At 64.4% G+C, this 18,907-nt stretch carries 10 protein-coding genes, 1 tRNA gene, 1 other RNA gene and 10 pseudogenes; 14 read left to right on the top strand and 8 right to left on the bottom strand.

Going from position 1 to position 18,907, the window contains the following annotated elements:
* Nucleotides 1–85: 85 nt before the first annotated feature.
* On the top strand, nucleotides 86–640 hold the full coding sequence (locus K0H76_RS12210) for a hypothetical protein (protein ID WP_258933162.1): 555 nt from the start codon (nucleotides 86–88) through the stop codon (nucleotides 638–640).
* Nucleotides 641–742: 102 nt separating this feature from the next.
* Nucleotides 743–1,273 (top strand): lysophospholipase, encoded by a 531-nt coding sequence (locus K0H76_RS12205; protein ID WP_258933161.1) that lies wholly within the window; start codon nucleotides 743–745, stop codon nucleotides 1,271–1,273.
* Between the two features lie 14 nt (nucleotides 1,274–1,287).
* Here K0H76_RS12205 and K0H76_RS12200 read toward each other — a convergent pair.
* Together K0H76_RS12200 and K0H76_RS12195 are read right to left on the bottom strand one after the other, a co-directional pair.
* Nucleotides 1,288–1,700, bottom strand: a pseudogene (locus K0H76_RS12200) (SufE family protein).
* Nucleotides 1,701–1,832: 132 nt separating this feature from the next.
* Nucleotides 1,833–2,723 (bottom strand): annotated as a pseudogene (locus tag K0H76_RS12195) (sulfurtransferase).
* 171 nt (nucleotides 2,724–2,894) lie between these two features.
* Between K0H76_RS12195 and zapE the strand changes: the two are divergent.
* From zapE to gndA, 3 genes and pseudogenes are all read left to right on the top strand, one after another.
* A pseudogene (zapE, locus tag K0H76_RS12190) lies at nucleotides 2,895–3,992 on the top strand (cell division protein ZapE).
* 61 nt (nucleotides 3,993–4,053) lie between these two features.
* Nucleotides 4,054–4,955, top strand: a pseudogene (gene ppk2, locus K0H76_RS12185) (polyphosphate kinase 2).
* A gap of 47 nt (nucleotides 4,956–5,002) precedes the next feature.
* The gene (gene gndA, locus K0H76_RS12180; RefSeq protein WP_258933160.1) at nucleotides 5,003–6,463 is read left to right on the top strand and encodes an NADP-dependent phosphogluconate dehydrogenase; all 1,461 of its coding nucleotides are present in this window, start codon (nucleotides 5,003–5,005) and stop codon (nucleotides 6,461–6,463) included.
* 68 nt (nucleotides 6,464–6,531) lie between these two features.
* Here gndA and cysE read toward each other — a convergent pair.
* The 3 genes and pseudogenes from cysE to msrA form a co-directional block, all read right to left on the bottom strand.
* Nucleotides 6,532–7,118 (bottom strand): annotated as a pseudogene (gene cysE / locus K0H76_RS12175) (serine O-acetyltransferase).
* A gap of 2 nt (nucleotides 7,119–7,120) precedes the next feature.
* Nucleotides 7,121–8,044, bottom strand: a pseudogene (gene cysK / locus K0H76_RS12170) (cysteine synthase A).
* A gap of 13 nt (nucleotides 8,045–8,057) precedes the next feature.
* Nucleotides 8,058–8,618, bottom strand: a complete 561-nt coding sequence (msrA, locus tag K0H76_RS12165; RefSeq protein ID WP_258933159.1) for a peptide-methionine (S)-S-oxide reductase MsrA — start codon at nucleotides 8,616–8,618, stop codon at nucleotides 8,058–8,060.
* A gap of 51 nt (nucleotides 8,619–8,669) precedes the next feature.
* On the opposite strand from msrA, the pseudogene K0H76_RS12160 reads away from it, so the two are divergent.
* Nucleotides 8,670–9,538: pseudogene (locus K0H76_RS12160) on the top strand (Nif3-like dinuclear metal center hexameric protein).
* Between the two features lie 27 nt (nucleotides 9,539–9,565).
* Nucleotides 9,566–9,977 (top strand): annotated as a pseudogene (locus tag K0H76_RS12155) (reverse transcriptase-like protein); the annotation flags it as partial.
* 42 nt (nucleotides 9,978–10,019) lie between these two features.
* Here K0H76_RS12155 and yaaA read toward each other — a convergent pair.
* A complete protein-coding gene (yaaA, locus tag K0H76_RS12150) occupies nucleotides 10,020–10,460 on the bottom strand; it encodes a peroxide stress protein YaaA (protein ID WP_258935404.1) in 441 nt (146 codons plus the stop codon).
* A 23-nt stretch (nucleotides 10,461–10,483) separates the two neighbouring features.
* On the bottom strand, nucleotides 10,484–10,705 hold the full coding sequence (locus K0H76_RS12145; RefSeq protein ID WP_258933158.1) for a hypothetical protein: 222 nt from the start codon (nucleotides 10,703–10,705) through the stop codon (nucleotides 10,484–10,486).
* A 199-nt stretch (nucleotides 10,706–10,904) separates the two neighbouring features.
* Between K0H76_RS12145 and K0H76_RS12140 the strand changes: the two genes are divergently transcribed.
* From K0H76_RS12140 to K0H76_RS12110, 7 genes and pseudogenes are all read left to right on the top strand, one after another.
* A complete protein-coding gene (locus K0H76_RS12140; RefSeq protein WP_258933157.1) occupies nucleotides 10,905–11,894 on the top strand; it encodes an aldo/keto reductase in 990 nt (329 codons plus the stop codon).
* A gap of 32 nt (nucleotides 11,895–11,926) precedes the next feature.
* An RNA gene (gene rnpB, locus K0H76_RS12135) (RNase P RNA component class A) lies at nucleotides 11,927–12,291 on the top strand.
* Between the two features lie 183 nt (nucleotides 12,292–12,474).
* The gene (locus K0H76_RS12130; RefSeq protein WP_258933156.1) at nucleotides 12,475–13,554 is read left to right on the top strand and encodes a glyceraldehyde-3-phosphate dehydrogenase; all 1,080 of its coding nucleotides are present in this window, start codon (nucleotides 12,475–12,477) and stop codon (nucleotides 13,552–13,554) included.
* Nucleotides 13,542–13,703: pseudogene (locus tag K0H76_RS12125) on the top strand (glyceraldehyde-3-phosphate dehydrogenase); the annotation flags it as partial. The gene K0H76_RS12130 and the pseudogene K0H76_RS12125, both read left to right, overlap by 13 nt.
* A 203-nt stretch (nucleotides 13,704–13,906) precedes the next feature.
* Nucleotides 13,907–15,585, top strand: a pseudogene (ettA, locus tag K0H76_RS12120) (energy-dependent translational throttle protein EttA).
* A gap of 729 nt (nucleotides 15,586–16,314) precedes the next feature.
* Nucleotides 16,315–16,386, top strand: a tRNA-Arg gene (locus tag K0H76_RS12115).
* A gap of 136 nt (nucleotides 16,387–16,522) precedes the next feature.
* The gene (locus K0H76_RS12110; RefSeq protein WP_258933155.1) at nucleotides 16,523–17,983 is read left to right on the top strand and encodes a DUF2079 domain-containing protein; all 1,461 of its coding nucleotides are present in this window, start codon (nucleotides 16,523–16,525) and stop codon (nucleotides 17,981–17,983) included.
* An 18-nt stretch (nucleotides 17,984–18,001) separates the two neighbouring features.
* On the opposite strand, the gene K0H76_RS12105 is transcribed toward K0H76_RS12110, so the two are convergent.
* Nucleotides 18,002–18,664 (bottom strand): hypothetical protein, encoded by a 663-nt coding sequence (locus tag K0H76_RS12105; RefSeq protein WP_258933154.1) that lies wholly within the window; start codon nucleotides 18,662–18,664, stop codon nucleotides 18,002–18,004.
* Nucleotides 18,665–18,907: the final 243 nt, after the last annotated feature.

Genomic DNA, 18,907 nt, shown 5'->3' with positions numbered 1-18,907 from the left:
GCCCACCCCATGGATCCGAGCCGGTGCTCTCGGTGCGGCAGTCGGGCTCGGCACGGGCCTGACCCTCACAGCGGCGGCGTCTGCGGTGGCAGGCTATTTCGCGCGGACTGTCGTCACGCCGGTGAAGGAGCGCGTGGAGGACCTTGAGGTGCTGGCAGTCGTCAAGGGTCCCGACGGCGACGAGGTCATTCTCCCCGCCACCTCTCACACGGTCGTCGACGGTGTGTACGGCCTCTTCTTCCACGGGGGCCGCGGCTTTGCGCGTGTAGGGCGCATCACAAGCTTCACGGCCAGGGACGGGACGCTTGCCCGAAAGGTCGAACACGTCGCTTATGGCGATCTGCGCACTGCTGTTCGTGGCTGGTGGTCCGCAAATCCGCATCTGACGCCCCAGGAGGCGGGTTTCGAGGCAGAGGAGGTCGTCATTGAGCTGCCAGACGGTCCTGCTCCGGCGTGGTATGTGCTTAAGCACGGAATCCCGTGGGGCCCTGAGCGGGCGAAACATATGGGCCGTTATGGTTCATGGGCGCGGAGGCCGACGCACCGAAGGCATCAGAGCCCTTCCGGCGGCTCAGCAGCTCGGCGTCGATTCGCTGCTGATCTCCTACCGCAACGACGGCGAAGCTCCGCCGACCCCTGACGGCCGCTATGGCCTGGGCATTACGGAATGGCCCGATGTCGAAGCGGGCGTGCGATACGCATTGAACATGGGGCGGAGGACATCGTCCTCTTCGGGTGGTCTATGGGCGGGGCAATCTGTCTGCAGACGGTCGATCGTTCGCCCATCGCCTCCAAAGTGCGAGGGCTTGTCCTGACAGGACCCGTGGTCGACTGGATCGACGTGCTGAGCCACCACGCCCGCGCGCTTCACCTGCCTGAGCCGGTGGGCCGCCTGACGAGGCTGTTCATATCGCACAAGGCGGGTCGGCGCGTCACCGGCCTGGCCTCGCCTCTGGACCTGCGCATGATGAATTGGATCGACCGTGCCGAGCAGCTGAGGCACCGAACCCTGATCCTTCACAGCATCGACGACGAGGTCGTGCCCTACGGCCCCAGTCGGCAGCTCGCCGAGATCAGCGACCGTGTCAGCTTCGTACCCTTCACCCGCGCCAAGCACGTCAAAGAATGGAACCACAAGCCCCATAGGTGGGACTCGAAGGTGGTGCAGTGGGTCACTGATCTGTTCAATGCTGAGGTCCCCGGGGAGAGGACCGGTCTGCCTCGCCGGACCCCGACCCCGACACGATGGAGATCGAGGCTGTCACACGTATGACCGAGTGAAGGGCCTCAGCGCTGAGCGCCGACGTGATTCCTCACGTTGTGCTTGATGCGCCCCAGCATGGCGCGGAGCCCGCGCAGGCGCAGGGGGTGATGGCTCTGCTGATGCCGAGTCGATCCGCCAGATCGTCCGGCGTGGCAAGAATCTGCTCATAGGTCAGTCCGTTCAGTCCCTGATGGATGATCGAGGCGAAGCCGCGAGTTGTCGGCGCTTCTGCGGGGGCGGCCAGGATCAGCTCTGCCGTCCCGTTCTCGTCGTGGAACTCAACCGTGAGGAAGAGCGGCGTCTGACACTCTTCCACCTGCTCCATCTCATCCAGGTGCTCGCGGTACTTCTCCGGCACCTCGGGAAGCTCCTTGGAGAGTTCGAGAAGGAGCTCCAGGCGCTGTCTGTCCTCCACCGCCTGAAACTCGTCGACGATCTCTTGGAGGGCTGCGGCATTGTCTGCTCAGTCATAGGGCTCTTTCTGAAGATGAGATGCGGAGAGGCACGCGTATGGGGCACAGCCTACTGGCCATGCCCCATACGGGCGCTGATGCGTATGAGAGGCTCCCTACGCGGCGGGAGCCTCGCCCCTCTCCGTGCCGGTGACGATCGGCAGGCGCACTGCGTTGCCCCACTCCGTCCAGGAGCCGTCGTAGTTGCGAGCCTTGTCGTAGCCGAGCAGGTGCTGGAGCACGAACCAGGTGTGCGACGAGCGCTCACCGATCCGGCAGTAGGCGATGACCTCGTCTGCCTCGCCGACTCCCGCCTCATCCTTGTAGATGGCAAGGAGCTCGTCGCGCGACTTGAACGTGCCGTCCTCGTTGGCTGCACGAGCCCAAGGCACGGAGGCAGCCGTGGGGATGTGGCCGCCCCGGAGCGCGCCCTCCTTGTCCTCGAAGCCAGGAGCGGAGGTCACCTCTCCGCTGTACTCGGCGGGGAGCGGACGTCGACGAGCGGGGCGCTGCCGATCTGCTCCAGGACGTCCTCGCGGTAGGCGCGGAACTCCCCATCGTTGCGCTCTGCGGGCACTGGGTACTCGCTGCGTGCGGGGTGGGGACGTCGGTGGTGAGCTCGCGCCCTCGTCGACCCATTTCTGGCGGCCGCCGTCGATCAGCCGCAGGTCCTTGTGCCCGAAGAGGGTGAACACCCACAGGGCGTACGCTGCCCACCAGTTGGACTTGTCGCCGTAGAAGACGACGGTCGTGTCCGGAGTGATGCCTTTGGAGGCGGCGAACTCGGCGAACTGCTCAGGGTTGATGAAATCCCTGGTGACGGGGTCGTTCAGATCTGTGTGCCAGTCGATCTTCTGGGCGCCGGGGATGTGCCCGGTCTCGTACAGCAGCACATCCTCGTTGGACTCGAGGAGCACCACGCCGTCGTCGTCCTTGTGCTCTGCGGCCCACTCTGTGGATACGAGGGCATCGGGATTGGCGTACTGGGAGAAGTCATTGTCTGCCATCGGCTGTCTCGCCTTTCTGCATGTTGGTCGGGGAGAAAGTGTTCCGTGATCCACAGTAGTCGGACGCGGCTGCCTGCGTGAAGAGCATATGTCATGAGAAGTCATATGTTCATACCCTTTGTTCAAAGGAATCGGCGGATCAGCACCTCCAGCTTCAGTAGAGTGGCCTCCATGCCTTTCGCCGAACCGCTGGCCGCACGCAGGCCCCAGGTCAGCCCCCAGAACCTCGTGGCCGGACTGGAGCCCTCGTTTCGCTTCGCTGAGGTGTCCTTCGACACCTACATCCCCGACCCCGATCACCCCTCTCAGGCTGAGGCGGTGGACGCGCTGCGCGGCTTCGCGGAGTCGGTCACGCAGAAGCGCTCCTCGGGCGGGTTCCTCCAGAAGGTGTTCGGCGCCGGCACCAAGCCCTCAGGACCCCAGGGCATCTACCTCGATGGGGGCTTCGGCGTGGGGAAGACGCACCTCCTCGCCTCGCTGTATCACGCGGCAGGGGAGCAGGGGTCCCGCACGATCAGCGAGCCTTCGGAACCTTCGTGGAGTACACCAACCTTGTCGGGGCGCTGGGCTTCCGCCAGACGGTCGATGTATTCAAGGGTATCAGCTCGTATGCATCGACGAGTTCGAGCTCGATGACGCAGGAGACACCACGATCATGTCCCGCCTGCTGCGGGAGCTTGCCGACGCGGGGTGAAGCTCGCCGCGACGTCGAATACGCTCCCGGAGCGCTGGGCGAGGGCCGATTCGCCGCCAGCGACTTCAAACGTGAGATTCAGGTGGTCGCCGACCAGTTCCGGGTGATCAGGGTCGATGGCGAAGACTACCGCCATCGCGGTCTTCCGGAGGCTCCTGAGCCGCTCTCCAACGGACGCGTGGAGGCCTTCGCCGAGGAGCACTACGGAGAGGACATGATCGCAGCGGACGACTTCGACACCCTCTGCGAACACCTTTCCAGCGTCCATCCGAGCCGCTACCGCCAGCTGCTCAGCGACGTGGACGTATGGGCTGTTAAGGACGTCAGTACGATCGAGGGCCAGGCTCTCGGGCTGCGCTTCGTCGTGCTCGCCGACCGCCTCTACGACCAGGACGTCAAGATCGTCGCCTCGGGGTGCCGTTCGACAAGCTCTTCACCGAGGAGATGATGTCCGGGGGTACATGAAGAAGTATCATCGCGCCGTCTCCCGCCTGACCGCCCTCGCCCGGGCCGGTCATATGGGGAGGAGGCGCTGTAGTTCACGCTCAGTTCACATGGGAGTGCTTCGATGCTGAAGCATTCCCAGGCACCTCAGAAAGGCGTCGCCATGGCCAATATGGAACCCTGGGCCTAAGCATCGACTCCGGCGCCAGGAAGAATCTTCGCGAGTTCATCGACCAGCTGCGTGACGGGGATACACCGTCCAGGACGGCCATACCCCGGACCCCGACCTGATCGATCCTCAGGGCCGTGCCGTCGAGACCTGGCAGGAGAACTATCCGTACGACGCCCGTATGGATCGCACGATCTACGACATCGAGAAGTACCACCTGCAGGTGGAGCTGCTGAAGTTCCAGTATTGGGCCGAGGACTACGGGCTCAAGCACGTGCTGGTCTTCGAGGGCCGCGACGCAGCGGGCAAGGGCGGCACCATCAAGCGCTTCACTGAGCACCTCAACCCACGCACCGCCCGAGTGGTGGCTCTCAACCGGCCATCGGATCGGGAGCGCGGACAGTGGTACTTCCAGCGGTACGCGTACCACATGCCCACCGCCGGGGAGATGGTGCTCTTCGATCGCTCCTGGTACAACCGTGCAGGCGTGGAGCGGGTCATGGGGTTCTGCTCGGACCAGGAGTACGAGATCTTCATGCAGCAGGCGCCGGTCTTCGAGAAGATGCTCATCGATGCGGGCATCCATCTCACAAAGTTCTGGTTCTCAGTGACTCAGAGGGAGCAGAGGACGCGCTTCGCCATTCGGCAGATCGACCCCGTACGTCAGTGGAAGCTCTCTCCGATGGATCTCGAATCGTTGGATCGGTGGGAGGACTACACCGAGGCCAAGGAGGAGATGTTCCGGCGGACCGACACCGACCCTGCGCCATGGATCACGATCAAGTCGAACGACAAGAAGCGGGCCCGGCTCAACGCCATGCGGTACTTCCTCTCTCAGTTCGAGTACGAGGGCAAGGATCACGAAGTCGTCGGCGAGCCGGACTCGCAGATCGTCCAGCGCGGCCGCGACGCGGTGGGCGACTAGTAAAGATAGGATGCTTCGAAGAACGAATCATCGACCTAGGAGGCACATTGGGTGCTGACATCGGCGTGACCGGCCTTGCCGTCATGGGTGCCAATCTGGCACGCAACTTTGCTCGCAACGGATACACGGTCGCTCTGCACAACCGCTCCGCAGCTCGGACCGACACGCTCATCAACAGCTACGGAGGAGAAGGCGACTTCGTTCGGACTGAGACTCTCCAGGAGCTCGTGGAATCGCTCGAGCGGCCGCGCCGGGTGCTGATCATGGTGAAGGCCGGGGCTCCCGTCGACGCCGTGATCGACGACCTGATCCCGCTGCTGGACAAGGATGACATCGTCATCGACGCCGGAAACTCCTTCTACGAGGAGACCCGCCGTCGCGAGGCGGCGCTGCGCGAGAGGGGCCTGCACTTTGTGGGCATAGGCGTCTCAGGGGGTGAGGAGGGGGCTCTGCTGGGGCCTTCCATCATGCCCGGCGGATCCAAGGAGTCGTACGAGTCCCTGGGCCCGATGCTCGAGAGCATCGCTGCTGATTATCACGGTGAGGCGTGCTGCGCGTGGGTCGGAACAGACGGCGCGGGGCACTACGTCAAGATGGTCCACAACGGGATCGAGTACGCCGACATGCAGGTCATCGGCGAGTCATACGACCTGATGCGTGCTCTGGCGGGAATGGAGCCCGCCGAGCAGGCCGGCGTCTTCCGGGAGTGGAACACGACGGATCTCGCCTCCTACCTCATTGAGATCACCGCCGAGGTGCTGGAGCAGGAGGATGAGCTCACAGGGCGTCCACTCGTTGACGTGGTCGTCGACTCGGCAGGACAGAAGGGGACGGGACGCTGGACAGCGATCTCCGGCCTCGAAGTCGGCTCACCGGTCACGACGATCGCCGAGTCCGTCTTCGCCCGCTCCATCTCATCGCAGCGCGACGTTCGTGCGGTGACCTCGGAGGTCTTCGGCGCAGGGATCACCGGTGCCGTCTCGGCTGAGGATCTCTACGGCTCCGGCGACGCCCGCCAGGAGTTCGTCGAGGATATCCGCAAAGCGCTCTATGCCTCGAAGCTCGTCTCCTACGCCCAGGGCTTCGACATGCTCTCGGCTGCGGGCAAGGAGTACGGCTGGGACCTGGACATGCGGACCATCGCATCTCTGTGGCGGGCTTACTGCATCATTCGGGCGGACCTTCTGGACACCATCATGCGGGCCTACGATGCCCCGTCCGGGAACCAGCCGGTCAACCTGCTGCTGGCTCCTGAGTTCTCCGAAGCGATCGCAGAATGCCTGCCCGCGTGGCGCCGCGTCGTCGCAGCCGCAGCCACCTACGGCGTGCCTGCGCCCGTCTTCTCCTCTGCGCTGGCGTACTACGACAGCCTGCGCGCGGAGCGGCTGCTTACCGCCCTGACTCAGGGCCTGCGGGACTACTTCGGTGCGCACACCTATCAGCGCATCGACAAGCCTGGAACGTTCCACACCCGGTGGAGCCAGGATCGCTCAGAGACTGAGGCCTGAGCTCGCCCAACGTCAGGAGGCCCGGCCTTCGGCCGGGCCTCCTGACGTTCGCTGACCGCGCTGACGCCTCAGATGAAGAGGGCCGGGTCCAAGGCATAGTTGGCCGGGTCGACCAGCGGCTGGTGCTCCTCTTCGCTCCGCTTTCGATCCTTGGCGGGGACGCCGACGAGCACTGAATGCGCCGGGGCAGACTTCACCACCACGGCGTTGGCCCCGACGGCGGACTCCTCACCGATCTCGACCGGTCCGAGCACTTTGGCGCCGGCTGCCGACGGTGACGCCGTGGCCGAGGGTAGGGTGTCGCTTCGTCTGCTCCAGCGACGTGCCCCGAGGGTCACTCCCTGATACAGCATGCAGTCGTCGCCGATCTCGGCCGTCTCTCCGATGACGACGCCCATACCGTGGTCGATGAAGAAGCGACGTCCGATCGTGGCACCCGGATGGATCTCTATTCCAGTCAGACCTCGTGCCACCTGTGACACGACTCTGGCGGGGGTCTTGAGCCGTTCGACCTTCCACATCCTGTTCGCCACGCGGTGGGCCCACACAGCGTGGAGGCCGGAGTACGCGAGAACGATCTCGGCGTTGCTTCGCGCAGCGGATCATGGGAGCGTGCGTGGCTGATGTCTTCTCGAATCCGTGACAGGAGGCCCATGGTCAGCCCCTGATGTCTTCGTAGAGCATGGTGGAGATGTAGCGTTCGCCGAAGTCGCATGCGAAGCTCACGATGAGCTTGTCCTGCATCTCTGGGCGGGCTGCGACCTCGAGGGCCGCCGCCACATTCGCCCCGGTCGAGATGCCGCCCAGAATGCCCTCCTTCGTGCCGAGGTCGCGAGCTGCGGCGATCGACCGCTCGAGGTTGGCCTGCATCACCTCGTTGTAGATCTCGCGGTCCAGGATGTCGGGAACAAAGTTCGGGCCGATGCCCTGGATCTTGTGGGGGCCGGGGTTTCTCCGGAGAGGATGGGGAGTCTTCGGGCTCGACGGCGACGATGTGCAGGTCGGGGTTGTACTCGCGAAGTCTGCGTCCGGCGCCGGTGATGGTGCCGCCGGTGCCTATGCCCGTGACGAACACATCGACCTTGCCGTCGGAGTCGCGCCAGATCTCCTCGCCCGTCGTCTCATAGTGCGCCTTGGGATTCGCCTGGTTCGCGAACTGCCTGGCCCATATGGCGTTCTCGGTCTCCGCCACGATCTGCTTCGCGCGCTCGACGGCTCCTCGCATGCCTTCAGCGCCCGGCGTCAGAACTATCTCAGCCCCATAGGCGCGCAGCATGACCCGCCTCTCCGTCGACATGGTCTCGGGCATCGTCAGCACCACGCGGTATCCCCGTGCGGCGCCCATCATGGCCAGGGCGATGCCGGTGTTGCCCGACGTGCCTTCGACGATGGTGCCTCCCGCACGGAGGTCGCCCGACTCCTCGGCGGCGTCGATGATGGCCTTGCCGATGCGATCCTTGACGGAGGAGGCCGGCGAGTAGAACTCGGCCTTCAGGGCTACGTTGCCCGGAAGGTCAGCGTCGAGTCGGTTCAGTCGGACCAGGGAGTGTTTCCGATGGCTTCGGTGATGTTGTTCAGCATGCTTCATAGCCTTTCATGCAGGGGTTTCTTCGGCCAGCCATTGGGGCCAGCGTCGGCGGAGGTGGGCGATCTTGGGGTCGATCACGAACTGGCAGTAGCCGAGCGCCGGGCGGCGCGTGTAGAAGTCCTGGTGCTCGGGCTCGGCCTCATAGACCGTTCCCAACGGCTCCAAGGAGGTGACGATCGGCTGGGTGTAGCTGGACTGAGCTGACCGGGCCGCATGCTCGAACTCCTGACGCTCAGCCTCATCGGTGTAGAACATCACGGATCGGTACTGGGGCCGACGTCCCTCCTGACGGTTCAGCGAGGTGGGATCGTGGGTTGAGAAGAAGACCTCGTAGAGGACCTCGGGCGGAAGCGCCTCAGGGTCGAAGGTGATCTCCACCGCCTCGGCGTGTCCGGTCCAGCCCGCGCTGACAGCCTCATAGGCTGCCGGGCCGGTCCCGCCGGTGTAGACGCTGCGCACCCTGTGAACACCCCTCAGACGGCGGGCCAGGGAATCGAGGCACCAGAAGCACCCCGACCCCAGCACTACGGTCCGGGTGCGGTCTGCGTGGGACTTGCTCTCAGTCATAGTTCAGGCAACCTTTGGCGTAAGCTACAAATTCCGGGCTAAGTTGGGCGCATGCCTAAGACTCCCGCCCTCCAGGAGGTCATCGATGCCGCCGAGGAGCTGTGGCCCCATTCCCTCGCCGAATCCTGGGATGCCGTGGGGCTGGTGGCTAGCAGACGCGATGCCCCGGTGGCCAAGATCCATTTCGCCGTGGACCCGGTCTCCGCCGTCGTGGACGAGGCCTGCGACGCTGGGGCGGGGCTGCTGATCACCCACCACCCGCTGCTTCTGCGCGGAGTGACGAGCGTCGACGCCAGTGATCCCAAGGGTGCCGTGGTGCACAGGCTGATCGAGTCAGGATGCGCGCTTCTCACCGCCCACACCAACGGTGACTCTGCAGTGGGGGCGTGAACGACGTGCTCGCGGAGATACTCGGCCTGCGCGACCAGGAGCCGCTGAAGCCCGCCGAGGAGGGTCTCACGGAAGAGGGTCTGGGCAGGATCGGCAGCCTGGAGCCGGGGATGCCTCTGGGCGAGTTCGCCTCCAGGGTCTTCGGCGCCCTCCCGTCGGTGGCGGGAGGAGTGCGGGTTGCCGGTGACCAGGATGCCTTTGTCCAGCGCATAGCCCTCTGCGGAGGCGCGGGCGACTCGCTGATCACGGCGGCGCACGACGCCGCGCTGACGTCTACATCACAGGGATCTGCGCCACCATCCAGCATCTGAGGCCCGCGAGAGGCCCGCGGCGGCCGTCCCTACCTGATCGACGTCTCCCATTTCGCCTCGGAGTGGCTCTGGCTGCCTGCGGCAGCGCAGGCGCTGGATCGAGTACTCTCCGAACGTGGGTATGAGGTGGAGGTGGCGGTCTCCGGCATCAACACCGATCCTTGGGACTTCGTTCTCACCCCGGGTAGTATTTCGGGGCACAGAACAGCGGGCTGCTGACCGGCCCAGCTGTTTACGAGGTGAGGGATGCACGTGCGCGATCTGATAGTAGAAGCCGACGGGGAAGCCGCGGAAATCCGGGAATCGCCGGAGCCGGAGCCTTGGTGCGGGACCAGGACGGGCAGATCCTCGCCTCTGTTGCAGTTCCGCTGGGTAAGGCGTCCAACAATGTGGCGGAGTACACCGGTCTCATCGAGGGGCTCAAGCTCGTCCGTGACATCGACGCGTCCGCCCGCGTGGAGGCGCGCCTGGACTCCAAGCTGGTGGTGGAGCAGATGTCCGGGCGGTGGAAGATCAAGCACGAGGATATGAAGCGTCTCGCCGCCGAGGCTGCGACCATTCTGCCTCCCATGCAGGTCACCTACACGTGGATCCCCGGGCCAAGAACGCTGCCGCTGACACGCTCAGCAACGAGGCGATGGACGCATCGGCTGCGGGCGCCGAGTGGAATCCGTCGACGAGCTCCGTAAGGCCCTTCTGATCAGTCCTCGGCGGTGATGAGGTTCAGCTGATGAGGCGTTCTGCCCTCGGCAGGCCGCACCTCGACCTCCCACTGCTCAGAGGCCACGCTGACCACGTCAGCGATCGTCTGGGGCTGCGGCTCGGCCCGAAGCAGCATCCCGGTGAGCTGACCCCGTGCGTGCTTGGCGAAGTGAGTGACGACTTTCCGCTCCCCGTCGCGTTCGGTGAAGCTGTTGACCACCAAGGTCTGCTCCGGAGCGGACGTGAATGCCTGTGCGTACGAGGATGAGCGGCAGTCAATGACCAGCTGGTCGCCCACTCGAGCAGACAGGGGCTCCGCGAGCCGCTTCTTCCACCAGCTGCCCAGCTTTCCCAGCGGGTCCAGCTTCACGTCCATGGAGCAGCGGAACATCGGGATGCGGTCGGTGAACGATGTGGCCCCGAATGGGCCGGAGAAGATCAGGACCTGCTCCGTCGCCCGCTTCAGCTGCGGGGTGTCAGCGTTCTGGCTTCGAGGGCGTCGAACAGCACACCGGTGTAGACATCATGTGCAGGCCCAGCCGCAGCCCGCCAGATGTGCTGATTGGCCTCGACTTCGCCCAGGACCCTGCTGCCGACCTTGAGGACGCTCTGCGCGTCCTCGCGGCCGCTGGCCTCGATCAGAGCATCCACCACCTGTCTGCGCTCATCGGCGAGCTCCGGCATGGTGAGCGACCGCAGGTCCAGAGGTTCGTCGACGTTGTCGGCCGCGGTGTTTGCCCTCGCTGGGCGGCAGGAAGATCAGCACCGAAGAAGGCTAGCAAGGGCGGGAACAACACATGGCATCGCCTCGTTGGGAGGGTCACTGCGGATCGTCGGAAACGTCCGGCGTCCCTCCCCGAGACGAGAGAAGGACACCACCGCAATGGCAGATCTGAACGAACTCATGAAGGACAAGATCGGATTCGGAACTGCTCCCCTGGGGAACATGTTCCGCTCCATCCCGGACGACGAGGCGCAGGCTACGGTGCAGGCCGCCTGGGACGAGGGGATCAGGTACTTCGACACGGCACCCTTCTATGGTGCGGGGCTGGCGGAGGAGCGCCTGGGAGAGGCTCTCTCCGGAAAGAGCCGCGACGAGTTCCTCCTGGGCACGAAGGTTGGACGAGTCGTCCTGGATGAGACCGAGGAGAAGTCTGGGCTGTTCGAGGACGGGCACCAGAACAGGATCGTCACCGACTACAGCGCAGACGCCACCAAGCGGTCCATCGAGGACAGCCTCAGGCGTCTGAACACTGATCGTCTCGACTTTGTCTTCGTGCACGACACATCACCCGATTTCCACGGCGATGACTGGATCGGGCTCTTCGAGCAGGCGCGCACCGGCGCCTTCCGGGTCCTCGCGCAGATGCAGAAGGAAGGCGTCATCTCCGGATGGGGTCTGGGCGTCAACACCACCGAGCCCATTGAGCTTGCGCTCTCGCTCCAGGAGACCCCGCCGAGCATGAGTCTTTCTGCCACCCAGTACACGCTGCTCAAGCACGAGAGGGCCCTTGAGCGCATGCTCCCTCAGGCGGAGGAGGCAGGCGCGAAGCTGATCGTCGGCGGGCCCTTCAACTCCGGTGCGCTGCTGGGCGGAGACAACTACGACTACGGACCCATTCCGGACGAGGTCAAGGAGCGTGTGACGAAGCTGACCGCTGTCGCCGAGAACCACGGTGTCAGCCTGAAGGATGCCGCGATCCAGTTCTCCTCGGCGCACCCGGCAGTGGCGGCCGTGATCCCCGGGTCCAGCTTACTGTCGAGGATCGCTGAGGACATAGCGGCCTCGCGTGCACAGATACCAGGTGACTTCTGGGAGGAGCTGCTCGAGCAGAACCTCATCTCCTCCCACGCCCCGCTGCCGCGGAGCTGAGCCTGCCCGGCAGGACGTAGAATAGATCGGGGCAGGTCGGCCAGATCATCGCGGCACCCAGGGCGCTCTCCGAGCGTCCGAGGGTTGTCGAGGAAAGTCCGGGCTCCGCAGGGCAGGATGGTGGGTAACGCCCACTCGGGGAGACCCGCAGGCCAGTGCCACAGAGAACAGACCGCCAGCTGCGTGCTGGTCAGGGTGAAACGGTGGTGTAAGAGACCACCAGCGATCCAGGCGACTGGATCGGCTCGGCAAACCCCATCCGGAGCAAGGCCGAACAGGATGTGCTTGAGGGCTGCCCGCCCGAGCATCCGGGTTGGCCGCTTGAGGCCCGCGGCAACGTGGTGCCCAGATAGATGATGGTCCGAGACAGAACCCGGCTTATCGGTCGGCCTGCCCCTCCGTTTCTGCGCCGAAAACACACTGGTGCGACCGGCATCACACCTAGCCGCCGCGGCGTCGCCGTTCCCGTAGACTGCTTCGCGGCATAGACAACGGCGTCTAGAAACGGAGAACTGCATTGTCAGCATCCATCACCGAGCACCTTGATTCCTGGAATGAGCGAGAGGCTCAGGCAGAGGCGATGATTCCCCTCATCGGTCAGCTCTACCGGGAGAACAACGTCGTCACCGGAATCTACGGGCGGCAGCTGGTCAACCAGTCAGCCATCGACATCCTCAAGGCGCACCGCTTCGCTCGTCAGGTGGACGAGCAGGAGCTTCCCATCTCAGAGACGCTTCCGCTCGTCCAGGCCCTCTCCCGTCTCGACTTAGGCTCAGCCAGTGTCGACCTGGCGCGGCTGAACAACGCATTCAAAGGTCGGGCGCCACGGAGCTCGAGACGTTCCTGCGCGCGGAGCTGGCCGACGTCGTCGGGCGACGCGGGAGGGGACCCCGAGCCGACAGATGTGGTTCTCTACGGGTTCGGGCGCATCGGCCGACTCCTCGCCCGCATCATGATCAGCCACGCCTCGTCCGCGTCCGGGCTTCGCCTGCGTGCCGTCGTCGTCCGTCAGGGCAAAGGCGACGATCTCGCGAAGCGAGCCTCCCTGCTGCGACGCGATTCCGTGCACGGGCCCTTCGCTTACTCCATTCGTGTGGACGAGAAGAACAGCGCGATCATCGCAAACGGCACATACATCCAGGTCATCTACGCGAACCAGCCCGAGGACGTCGACTACACCGCATACGGGATCCGAAACGCCGTCGTCGTGGACAACACGGGGATGTGGCGTGATGAGGAGGGTCTGAGGAGGCATCTGAGCTCCCCGGGCGCGGAGCGGGTCCTCCTCACCGCACCCGGCAAGGGCGACATCAAGAACATCGTCTACGGCGTCAACCACACTGATGTCGCTGATTCCGACACGCTGATCTCGGCGGCGAGCTGCACCACCAACGCGATCACGCCGATCATCAAGCTGATGCACGACAAGTACGGCATCGACCATGGCCATGTCGAGACCGTCCACTCCTACACGAACGACCAGAACCTCATCGACAACTTCCACAAGGGCGAGAGGCGCGGCCGCTCTGCGGCGCTGAACATGGTCCTGACGGAGACCGGAGCCGCGAAGGCGGTCTCCAAGGCCCTGCCTGCTCTCGAGGGAAGCTCTCCGGCAACGCCATTCGAGTGCCCACAGCGGACGTGTCGATGGCAGTCCTGAACCTCGAGCTCAACCGTGAGGCTGACAAGGATTCGCTCAATGCCTTCCTGCGGAGGGAGTCCCTGGAAGGGCCGCTCCATTCGCAGGTGGACTACATCGACTCCGCAGAAGTCGTCTCGACCGACTTTGTCGGCTCCCGAGCTGCAGGCGTCATCGACGGCCTCGCCACCATCACCAACGGTCGTCAGGCGATCCTCTACGTCTGGTACGACAACGAGTTCGGCTACTCGGCTCAGGTCGTTCGCGTCCTGGAGCACATCACGTCGTCAGCTCCGGCGAAGTACCCTCGACCGTCTGAGCCGCACCGGCGCAGGGGCCGGTCGCCTGGTTCGTATGGCTTAGGGTGGAGCCCATGGCAGAGTTCATCTACACCATGGTCAAAGCCCGAAAAAGTGGGCGACAAGGTCATCCTCGATGACGTGACGATGTCCTTCCTCCCGGGGCGAAGATCGGCGTCGTCGGTCCGAACGGTGCGGGCAAGTCGACGATTCTGAAGATTATGGCTTACCTCGACGAGCCGTCCAACGGGGAGGCGCGGCTGTCTCCGGGCTACTCGGTCGGAATCCTCCAGCAGGAGCCTCCGCTCAACGAGGACAAGACCGTCCTGGGCAACGTTCAGGAGGGTGTCGGCGAGATCTACCAGAAGCTCGTGCGGTACAACGAGATCTCCGAGCAGATGGCTGATCCTGACGCTGACTTCGACGCCCTGATGGAGGAGATGGGTGCGCTGCAGGGTGACATCGATGCCGCCAACGCATGGGATCTCGACTCCCAGCTCGAGCAGGCGATGGATGCGCTCAGGTGCCCGCCCGGCGATGAGGCCGTCACGCACCTCTCAGGGGTGAGCGTCGCCGCGTAGCCCTGTGCAAGCTGCTGCTCGCGAAGCCGGATCTGCTCCTCCTCGATGAGCCCACCAACCACTTGGACGCCGAGTCGGTCCTCTGGCTCGAGCAGCACCTTGCCTCCTACCCCGGCGCTGTCCTGGCCGTCACTCACGACCGGTACTTCCTCGACCACGTGGCTGAGTGGATCTGCGAAGTGGATCGCGGCTTACTCTACCCCTACGAGGGCAACTACTCCACATACTTGGAGAAAAAGAAGGCTCGCATGGAGGTCCAGGGCAAGAAGGACGCCAAGCTTGCACGGCGCCTCTCTGACGAGCTGGAGTGGGTTCGCTCCAACACCAAGGGCCGCCAAGCGAAGTCCAAGGCTCGCCTGGCCCGCTATGAGGAGATGGCTGAGGAGGCCGAGCGCACCAAGAAGCTCGACTTCGAAGAGATCCAGATCCCGCCCGGACCTCGCCTGGGCACGCAGGTGATCGAGTCGGAGCAGCTGAGGAAGGGCTTCGGCGATCGCATTCTGATCGACGGGCTCTCCTTCTCGCTCCCCAGGAACGGCATCGTCGGCGTCATCGGTCCGAACGGTGTCGGCAAGTCGACGCTCTTCAAGACCATCGTGGGTATGGAGAATCACGACGCCGGCGACCTGACGGTCGGCGATTCTGTGAAGATCTCATACGTGGACCAGAACCGCGGCGGCATTGACTCCGACAAGAGCCTGTGGGAGGTGGTATCCGACGGCCTGGACTTCATCAAGGTCGGAAACGTGGAGATGCCCTCGCGCGCCTACGTCTCGGCATTCGGGTTCAAGGGTCCGGACCAGCAGAAGAAGGCCGGAGTGCTGTCCGGAGGGGAGCGCAACCGCCTTAACCTGGCACTGACCCTCAAGCAGGGCGGGAACCTCCTCCTGCTCGACGAGCCCACCAACGACCTCGACGTCGAGACACTCAGCTCCCTGGAGAATGCTCTGCTGGAATTCCCGGGATGCGCCGTGGTCATCTCACACGACCGGTGGTTCCTCGACCGTGTGGCCACACACGTCCTGGCCTGGGAGGGAACGGACGAGAATCCCGCCAACTGGTACTGGTTCGAAGGGAACTTCGAGGCGTACCAGGAGAACAAGGTTGAGCGGCTCGGCGCCGACGCCGCACGGCCCAGCCGTGTGACGCACCGGCGCCTGACCCGAGACTGACCCCTCCTCCCGGGCGGGGATGCACGGCCTCGGCTGCGACCGGCCCAATGGGTCGGTCCTCCGACGACATGTGCCTCCCCGCCGGGGCGTGCGGTGTCAGAACGGGGGTCTTCGCCCGCAGCTGCCTCCCAGTTCGACACAGTCTCAGGCTCGGCCGCATTCCCGTCGTTGCCTGCGCCGTCAGCCTTATGCCCCGTTCGGGTGAATGCGGCGGTCCCTCGCGAGAGATCGTGGCCGACGCTCTCCGCGAAGATCTCCAGGTCCTGCCCGCTCTTGCCGTCGTCACTCTGCCACGACCGCAGCTGCGGTCGGCCCACCACTATGACGGGGTCTCCTTTGCTGAGCGACGCGCAGGCATTGGAGGCCAAGCGCTGCCAGCATTTCACGGTGTACCAGGTGGTGTTGCGCTCCTCCCACTGTCCGCCGCTGTAAACGCTGTGCGTCGAGGCGATCCGGAAGCTCGCAAAGCTGCCCTCGCTCGAGGGGACTGCGGGCTTGCTCCCACGTTGCCCCGAACGACGATGGTGTCCGTCATGACGTGCTCTCCTTCTGACGCGGCTGGTGATCAGGCGACGATTCACAGGTGGACTGTGAGCGTCGTCTGTCGAATTTTGCCGCGTCGTTGGAGAGGCGCGGCCGGATCGTGACCGCCCGTGGACGCGCTTGGGAGTCGGCTTACAATTCGATGCGGCGTGCAAAACAGAGCTCGAGTAGACTGGTCAGGTCATTGCCCCGGTAGCTCAGGGGATAGAGCAGCGGCCTTCTAATCCGCTGGTCGGGGTTCGAATCCCTCCCGGGGCGCAGTGCTGGATCGTACGAGGGCCGTGGCCCCAGCGCATGATGGGCCCGGGATGCCCCGGAACCCTTGGACCCGAGCCTCGCCTCGAAGGAGAAGCCTCCCTTGCCTCTGCGCCATCAGCTTCACCTTGGGCTCGTCATGGCGGCAGCTGCAGCGCTCTCTCTCACCCATTCACTGCTGCGGTTCCGGAATTTCGAGGCGAAGGGCTACGACCTGGGCATCTTCGACCAGGCGGTGCGGCAGTATTCGCTCTTCAATGCGCCGATCGTTCCCATCAAGGGCGAGGACTTCCATCTCCTCGGCGATCACTTTCACCCCATCATCGCGCTCTTCGCACCGCTCTACTGGCTCTGGGACGACCCGCGGGTGCTCAACGTCGGGATGGTCCTTCTGCTGGTCTCGGCAGCGATTCCTGTCTATCTCGTGATCCGTGGGTGGTTCAGCCACGGACCCGCACTCATGGGAGCTGCAGGGCTGCTCCTGTTCTGGCCGTTCCAAGCACTGGTGAACTGGGACTTTCACGAGATTGCCTTCGGTGTCCCTCTCGTCGCCTGGATCATATGGGCGGTGGAGCGTCGCCGCTTCGCGTACGCCGTGAGCCTGGGCGCTCTGCTTCTGCTGGTGCGCGAGGACATGGGGGCGACTCTGCTCGCTCTGTCTGCGGTTCTTCTCATCAGAGGGGCATGGAAGTGTGCGCTGGCCACAGCGGCACTGGGCCTGCTGGGCCTGTGGTTCGCCGTGGGAGTCGTCATTCCCCACTTCGCGCCGCATGGGGAGTTCCAGTACTGGGAGTACACGGCCCTCGGAGCTGGCGCGACGGCCGCTCTCCTCACGATCGTCACACAGCCTTGGCAGGCCGTCGCCGCCCTCTTCGACCATCCTCTGAAGGTGGGCCTGTGGCTTCTCCACCTTCTGCCGACTCTGATGCTTCCTCTGCTGAGTCCCTACGTGCTGCTGGGACTGCCGGTCCTGCTGTCCAGGCTGTGGAACGACCGGCTCAACGTCTGGGCGCCGGTGTACCAGTACGACGCCATCCTTGCGCCGATCTTCCTGCTGGCAGCGATGGATGTGGCTCGACGGATCGTCCACCAGCGGCAGCTGCTGCCTCCAGTCCCGTGGGGAATACCTATAGGGGCCTCGAAGAACGTCATACCGGGCCTCCGTCGCCTACGCCGTCCCTGCGGCGATGTGTGCAGCGGCAGTGGTCGGCACGCTCGCATTCCCCAGGTCTTCCCCTTCCACCACACCGTGACGGGCCAGAACTGGAGCATGGGAGAGCGAGCTCTCGCTCATCAGCGCGTGGTGGAGATGGTTCCTGACGACGCGTGCGTCGAGGCTGCCGACACTGCAGTTCCGCATCTGACGGACCGCACCTACGCGGGGCTGAATGGCACGACTGCCGAGGAGGATCTTCAGTGGCTGATCATCGATGACCGGGTCCAAGAGCTCGGCGGCAGCAGTCCGCTGAGCCCTGACGAGGCCTTCGATCGGGCTGAGCGGCTGGGCTTCGAGCCCGTCGTGGAGGATGACGAAGGCCTGTGGCTGCTCCGCCGAGACGTCCCTGCCGCCGACAAATGCTCCGACTATCTGGAGAGGTAGTGCGCAGGACCCGGCTCGTCAGGCGATCCCTGCCTGGCGACGATTGAAATCCACCGTTCGCGGATCCAGCTGAGGCTTTTCACGCAGAGCCCGTGTGATCCGAGTGGCGTTGACTCGCACCAAATCCACCAGCGCTGCGGGGTTGACCTTCCCGACTTCGTAGGTGAGGCCCACTGCAGCGCGCACCTCGCCGTCGAGTCCGACAATCGGTGCCGCTATCCCGCCAGCCGACGGGGAGACGCAGCGATGAGCCACGAAGTACCCCTGCTGCCGGATGTCTTTCAGCGTAGAGCGAAGGTGGCCAGGATCGGCAATAGTGTGTTCGGTGTAGCGCTTCAGCGGCTGCTGCAGGTAATCCTCAACGTATTCATCGCGTTCGTGGGCAAGCAGAACGAGTCCGCTGGCCGTGACGTGGAGCTGAAAGTGGCCGCCCATCTTGTTCCGCCCGGTGTAGTTCGGGTGAGCGCGCAGGGCTTCCACATACATCACCTCATGCTTCTCGCGAACGGCAAGCTGTACGCTCATGCCTGTCTGGTAGTGCAGCTCCATGAGGTGCGGAAGCGCTCGTTCTCGCAGGCACATCGCCTGAGACGTGGAAGCGAGTCCCAGCATCTTGCCGCTCAGGTAGTAGCGGCCCGACTCGTCAAGCTCCAGCCCGCCCCACTGCACTACTTCCTTCACAAGGCGGTGTGTGGTGGTCAGCGTGAGTCCCGCCTGCTTAGGCTTATCTCTGAGAGGGAAAGTGGATTGCCTGCTTTGGTGAAGGCGTCCAGCAGCGCCAGGACTCGGCCCGCAGCAGTCAGCTTCGGTTCGGCAAGGTCGTTCATTCACGGCACCCCTAACATACGACACTGTATGATCTCTCGATCACTATGGCACGCAGTGTCGTAAATCACAACAGGCCCGCGAAAGTCGTGGCAAGGG

The organism is Nesterenkonia pannonica (assembly GCF_019575955.1).
In the GTDB taxonomy this organism is placed as follows: domain Bacteria; phylum Actinomycetota; class Actinomycetes; order Actinomycetales; family Micrococcaceae; genus Nesterenkonia; species Nesterenkonia pannonica.
Note: the sequence above shows the minus strand (reverse complement) of the source record. Positions and strands in the feature narration are given on the sequence as shown.